We start from the raw sequence: 6,362 nt of genomic DNA, 5'->3' as shown, positions 1-6,362 counted from the left end.
AAGTCTGTAGACGAGCTTGTAGAAAAATTGAAAAACGAAGCGAAAGTGATCTAATACAGAAGGATAAAATCATGAGTATTTTAGTTATCGCTGAGCACGACAACAAAGCACTAAACGGTGCAACTTTAAACGTTGTTGCTGCAGCGCAAAAAATCGGTGGTGATATCACTGTATTGGTAGCTGGTTCAGGCGCACAAGCTGTTGCTGACCAAGCGGCTAAAGTTGCGGGCGTAAGCAAAGTATTGTTAGCTGACGACGCAGCTTATGCAAACCAATTGGCTGAAAACGTAGCGAAGTTAGTTGCTTCTATCGGTTCTGGCTATTCGCACATTCTTGCTGCGTCTACAACAACTGGTAAAAACATTCTGCCTCGCGCAGCTGCACTTCTTGATGTAAGCATGATCACTGACATTACTGCAGTAGATTCAGCAAATACATTCAAGCGTCCTATCTATGCAGGTAACGCAATTGCTACAGTTCAATCTGACGAATCAATCGTTGTTGCAACTGTACGTGGTACTGCATTTGATGCAGTTGCTGCGGAAGGCGGTTCTGCTGCAGTTGAAGCTTTGGCTTCTGCTGGTGATGCGGGTATTTCTAAGTTCATTAACGAAGAAATCGTTAAATCTGAACGTCCAGAATTAACAGCTGCTCGTATTGTCGTATCTGGTGGTCGCGGTGTAGGTTCAGGTGAAAACTATCACACTGTACTTGACCCATTAGCGGACAAGCTTGGTGCTGCTCAAGGCGCGTCACGTGCTGCAGTAGATGCTGGCTTCGTACCAAACGATATGCAAGTAGGTCAAACGGGTAAAATCGTTGCGCCAGAACTGTATATCGCTGTCGGTATCTCAGGTGCGATTCAGCATTTGGCAGGTATGAAAGAGTCTAAAGTGATCGTAGCGATCAACAAAGACGAAGAAGCACCAATTAATGCAGTAGCTGACTACTGGTTAGTCGGTGATTTGAATACTGTTGTTCCTGAATTAGTTTCAAAAATCTAATTTAGGTACATCGTACTCAAAACGCTCTTGGGCTAGCAGAAAAGTATTTATTTTTTGCTTAGCCTAGGGGCGTTTTTTATTGGGCTTAGAAAATTAGGGTAGCTACAATTAGAATGTAAATTGCCTTTGTGCTTAGCACTATAAGAATTAAATAAAATATTTAAAAACAATATCTTGAATACATTTTTTATAAAACCAGGGTTGGTCTGTTATTTAACTAATGAGCGAAACTTAAAAGAAGCTTAAAGCTTTGTATGTTTTATGTTAACATTGCTTTTTTATTGATCTTGCCATTTTAGGCGGAGTCTCCCTGTGAAATTCGATTTTCAGTTACCAGTGAGTGCATTGGTACTGATGATCTGCTGTTTGCTTTTTCCTTTTTTGCAAAATATTTCTTTCCCTTTATTTGATGGAATGACTGTCACAGCAGTTGAATCAGTCCAAGCATTGCTATTGCTTTTCTTTGGTGTGTTTAGTTTCTTTTATCTTCGACCACTTGAAATGGAAGATGGTAAAAAACAATTTTGGCTTTGGGCTGTTGCTTGGTGGTTACTGCTCTTTGGTCGCAGTATCAGTTGGGGACGTGATTATTTTCCAGATATCCCTAAACCATATTTCCGCATGATTTCAGTCTTGATGATCGCGCCAGTGGTTTTCATGCTGTTTTCACCACATTTACGTGCTGAGATTGCGCATAAGTTTAAAACAGTCCATTTGTCCTTTTGGGCAGTCCTATTGGTTGTCGTAGGTTTAGTCGTATCTGATGCGGTTGAACATAGCCGTTATCTGGCACCGTTTTTCTTGCATGACATGATGTACAAAGATTTAATCGAGGAAGTTTATGAATTTCCACTAATTATTGGATTGTTTTTGGTTGCTTATCCGATCATGCAACAAGATCATGTTTTCGATGAGCTGCATAGCTTACAATTTTATAAAGAGTGATATAAATCACATTTATTTTGCATGGATTTCGATCCCCAAAAAGCCGCTAGAATATGCGGCTTTTTTATTGTGTGTATTTTGAAAATTGGATGAATTAAATACAAAAAATCATGGTTATAGTGCAAGATGTTTGGCACAAAAACGTGGCTATTTATGCTATACTGTCCGACTTGATTTTTAATATTGGTTCAATATTTCGAACCAATTTTTACAGGTTTTACGATATATAAATGCGGGCAGAATTCTGCTTGTATAACAAGGAGTATGCATGAGCGTATCGGAAATTAGACCGATTGCCATTGAGGATGAACTGAAGAGCTCATATCTCGATTATGCAATGAGCGTGATTGTTTCACGTGCTTTGCCAGATGTCCGAGATGGTCTTAAACCTGTTCATCGTCGTGTGCTTTTTGCAATGCACGAATTGGGCAATGACTACAACAAAGCTTACAAAAAGTCTGCCCGTGTAGTCGGTGACGTCATCGGTAAATATCACCCACATGGTGACTCAGCTGTATACGAAACAATTGTTCGTATGGCTCAGGATTTCAGCTTACGCTATCAGTTGGTTGATGGTCAGGGTAACTTCGGTTCTGTCGATGGTGACAGTGCAGCAGCAATGCGTTATACCGAAGTCCGTATGCGTAAATTAACTCACGAACTATTGGCTGATCTTGAAAAAGATACCGTAGAGTGGGAAGACAACTACGACGGTTCTGAACGTATTCCACAGGTTATGCCAACGCGCGTACCAAACTTGTTGATTAACGGTGTTGCAGGTATTGCTGTCGGTATGGCAACCAATATGGCACCGCATAACATGACAGAAGTCATTAATGCGTGTTTGGCCTATGCCAATAACCCGCAAATCAGCATTGAAGGGTTGATGGAACACATTTCTGGTCCTGACTTCCCGACAGGCGGTATCATTTACGGTAAATCAGGCATTGTTGATGCTTACCGTACAGGTAAAGGCCGTTTGCATATTCGTGGTAAATATCACATTGAAGAAGACCAAAAAACGGGCCGTAGCACGATTGTCTTCACTGAAATTCCATATCAAGTTAACAAAGCGAAAACCATTGAGCGTATTGCTGAGTTAGTGAAAGAGAAAAAGCTTGAAGGTATTTCTGAACTTCGTGATGAGTCAGATAAAGACGGGATGCGTATTGCAATTGATTTGAAGCGTGGTGAAAACGCTGAAGTGATTGTAAATAACCTTTTCCAAAATACTCAGTTAGAAAACTCTTTCAGCATCAACATGGTTTGCCTAGACAATGGCCAACCGAAGTTGATGAACTTAAAAGATATTATTGCTGCATTCATTCGACATCGCCAAGAAGTGGTTACACGTCGTACGATGTTTGAATTGCGCAAAGCACGCGAACGTGGTCATATCTTAGAAGGTTTGACCGTTGCATTAGCCAACATCGACCAAATTATTGAAACCATCAAAACATCTGCAAACCCGAGCGAGGCGCGTGAGCGTTTACAAGCAGGTGAGTGGGCTGCTGGTGGTGTTGCTGCACTCCTTGAAAAAGCAGGTGCAGTGTCTGTACGTCCTGATGAAATTGAAGGCGAAGATAAGAGCCGTCCGTTTGGTATTGATGGTGATGTTTACCGTCTTTCTCCAACGCAAGTTGGCGCGATTCTTGAGTTACGTTTACACCGTTTAACAGGTCTAGAACAAGACAAGTTACAAGCGGAATATAGCGAAATTTTAGCTCAAATTGCTGAATACACAGCGATCTTGAATGACTTTAATTTGTTGATGAATGTGATTCGTGAAGAATTAGCATTAATCCTTCAACAATATGGTGATGCACGTCGTACAGACATCGTTGAATCACGTATTGATTTCTCTCGTGAAGATTTAATTCCTGAAGAGCAAATGGTATTGACCGTTTCTAAATCAGGTTATGCAAAAACTCAACCATTGTCAGACTACGCAGCACAGCGCCGTGGTGGACGTGGTAAGTCTGCAACTTCAATGAAAGAAGATGATTACATTCAACATCTGATTGTGACATCGAACCATGCGACTGTACTTTGCTTTACTAACGTAGGTAAAGTGTACCGCTTGAAAGTGTATGAAGTACCTCAGGCATCTCGTGGTGCTAAAGGTCGCCCAATGGTGAACTTATTGCCACTGGACGAAAGCGAAACAATTACCGCGATTTTACCGGTAGTTGATGCACCGAAGAAATTCAAAGAACGTTTGGCTGACTTTAAAGCATTTGTGAAAGCAAATGGCGCTCAACTTCGAACGAATGAAGTGATCAATGGTCATTTTGTTGAACTTGAAGCAGCATTGGCTGAATCTGAAGATGGCGCAGATGATTTATCTGATTCATTACGCATTCAGTTGAAACAGCTTGGTCTAGAACTTTCTACGACTGATCTTGATGACGAAATCATCAATGATTTTGCACAACAAGCCGAAGCGGTACGTAAAAATTTCTACGTATTCATGGCAACAGAATACGGTACGATTAAACGTGTCGAACTTGAGCAATTCTCAAATGTTCGTTCAAATGGTCTTCGTGCAATCGAATTGAATGGCGACGATACCTTAATTGGTGTGGCGATTACCGACGGCGAACAGCAAATTATGTTGTTCTCAAACGAAGGTAAAGCAATTCGTTTTGCAGAAACTGATGTACGTTCAATGGGTCGTTCTGCGAAGGGTGTACGTGGTATGCGTGTCACCATTGGTGCAGCTGCTCAAGCAGAAGAGGCTGACGACGCTGAAGTAGATTCAGATGATGAAGATAATTCAGATTCAACACTGATCAGCCGCATTGTGTCATTGGTCGTTGTTCCAGAAACTGGTGAAGTCCTTTGTGCTTCTGAAAATGGTTATGGTAAACGTACTCCTGTAGATGACTTCCCAACCAAAAAACGTGGCGGTAAAGGTGTTATTGCCATTAAAACCTCTGAGCGTAACGGTCAGTTGGTTGGTGCAGTTGCTATCGATGAGACAAAAGAATTGATGCTGATTTCTGATGGCGGTACTTTAGTACGTACGCGTGCAGCAGAAGTGGCTCAGACTGGTCGTAATGCCCAAGGTGTTCGTCTAATCCGTTTAGGTAATGAAGAACTACTTGTAGGTGTTGTATCAATTGAAGCAGTGGAAGAAGACGACACTTTTGAAGAAGTGGATGCAATTGAAACTGAGCAATTGGTCGGTGATTCAACAATTATGGATCAAACTGAAAATGAATCAGACTTGAATGAGCCTGAAGAAGACTAAGTTTTTGATTTGATAAAGAGGGCGCTACGGCGTCCTTTTTTCTATCTCGGCAAGGTGCTTAGTCAAAAATATAGGTAATAGATAAAGATGTTAAAACGAAATTATGTGTTATTGGCGTCTGTGTTGGCGCTAAGCGGTTGTGACAAAATGGGACAGCAGGCAATGAATGCGCTGCCAGATCCAAGCACATCTCAAGCTCAGGCCGCACAAAGTGCCTATGATGATTTGCGTGCACAGAATTTTGATCAGTTAATGACGCGCTTAGAACCAGAACTGCAGGCAAAGTTTAATGGCAATGAAAAACAGATGCATAAATTTGCACGCGGCTTGCCTAAAGCAGAGTATAAAACTAAGAAAATTGTGGCAAAAAAAATGGTGAAATCTACAGGTCAGCCAAGTAAATATACGGTGACCTATGAATATGCATATGAAAAGAACTTGGTTCAGTATGATGTCAGCTTTGATAAAGCAGGCGGCAGTGACAAAATTCGAGACTTAAGCGTTTCTGTTTTTGGTGAGAAAATTTAGAACTAAATTCGCTGTTTTTGTAGGATTCAATAGAATAAAAATCCAAAATTTAAAGGATGCTGAGGTGTCCTTTTTTATTGCAGAAAAAACCTGCTTTTAGGGATTGGAATATTGGATGGCATGGTAATGAATGGAGGTATAGACAACAATGCTAAGAGGGTAAATAAGCTTACAGAATGGTATGAATACATGTTTAAGCGCGGCATTGTGCTACAGTAAAAAAAGAGTAAAAGTATAGTGGAATGATGATGATTGCAGCCAGTGCACAGCAAAATAGTAAATCGGCAATTTTGTTTGAAGCTTTAATTGATCGAAATAGTGAGAAAATTATGGCTCTGGTTGAGCCGAATGTGAGAGCAGCTTTCTTGCAGAATCCTGATGCTTTAAATCATGTTTATGGGATTTTGCCGAATTACTTTTTAGATCAAGCTGAAATTGTTGCAGTGGCGCAGATAGATGAACAGTCCGCTGGTGAAATTACTAAAATTGATTATGCTTATATCTATCCAGAAGAGATAGTGCTGCTCTCCGTAGTTTACCAAGGGCATGAAGGTGGGGATGACGTTGTAGGATTGTGGGTAGATGTGCAGCACAGTACATCTAGTTAATTGACTATACGTAATATTGATACT

The 6,362-nt window shown here is 40.9% G+C and carries 5 protein-coding genes; all 5 read left to right on the top strand.

All coding sequences use genetic code 11. From position 1 onward, the window contains the following. The first annotated feature begins 71 nt into the window (after nucleotides 1–71). The 5 genes from B9T33_RS03705 (at nucleotide 72) to B9T33_RS03685 (ending at nucleotide 6,338) form a co-directional block, all read left to right on the top strand. Nucleotides 72–1,004 (top strand): electron transfer flavoprotein subunit alpha/FixB family protein, encoded by a 933-nt coding sequence (locus tag B9T33_RS03705; RefSeq protein ID WP_086177600.1) that lies wholly within the window; start codon nucleotides 72–74, stop codon nucleotides 1,002–1,004. 312 nt (nucleotides 1,005–1,316) lie between these two features. Next, nucleotides 1,317–1,949, top strand: a complete 633-nt coding sequence (locus tag B9T33_RS03700) for a hypothetical protein (RefSeq protein WP_086177599.1) — start codon at nucleotides 1,317–1,319, stop codon at nucleotides 1,947–1,949. Between the two features lie 268 nt (nucleotides 1,950–2,217). Beyond that, nucleotides 2,218–5,202 (top strand): DNA gyrase subunit A, encoded by a 2,985-nt coding sequence (gene gyrA / locus B9T33_RS03695; protein ID WP_086177598.1) that lies wholly within the window; start codon nucleotides 2,218–2,220, stop codon nucleotides 5,200–5,202. Nucleotides 5,203–5,289: 87 nt separating this feature from the next. Next, nucleotides 5,290–5,730 (top strand): DUF3887 domain-containing protein, encoded by a 441-nt coding sequence (locus B9T33_RS03690; RefSeq protein ID WP_086177597.1) that lies wholly within the window; start codon nucleotides 5,290–5,292, stop codon nucleotides 5,728–5,730. 248 nt (nucleotides 5,731–5,978) lie between these two features. Continuing rightward, the gene (locus B9T33_RS03685) at nucleotides 5,979–6,338 is read left to right on the top strand and encodes a hypothetical protein (RefSeq protein WP_086177596.1); all 360 of its coding nucleotides are present in this window, start codon (nucleotides 5,979–5,981) and stop codon (nucleotides 6,336–6,338) included. The last annotated feature ends 24 nt before the right edge of the window (nucleotides 6,339–6,362 follow it).

The organism is Acinetobacter sp. ANC 5054, assembly GCF_002135295.1.
Classification (GTDB): domain Bacteria; phylum Pseudomonadota; class Gammaproteobacteria; order Pseudomonadales; family Moraxellaceae; genus Acinetobacter.
Note: the sequence above shows the minus strand (reverse complement) of the source record. Positions and strands in the feature narration are given on the sequence as shown.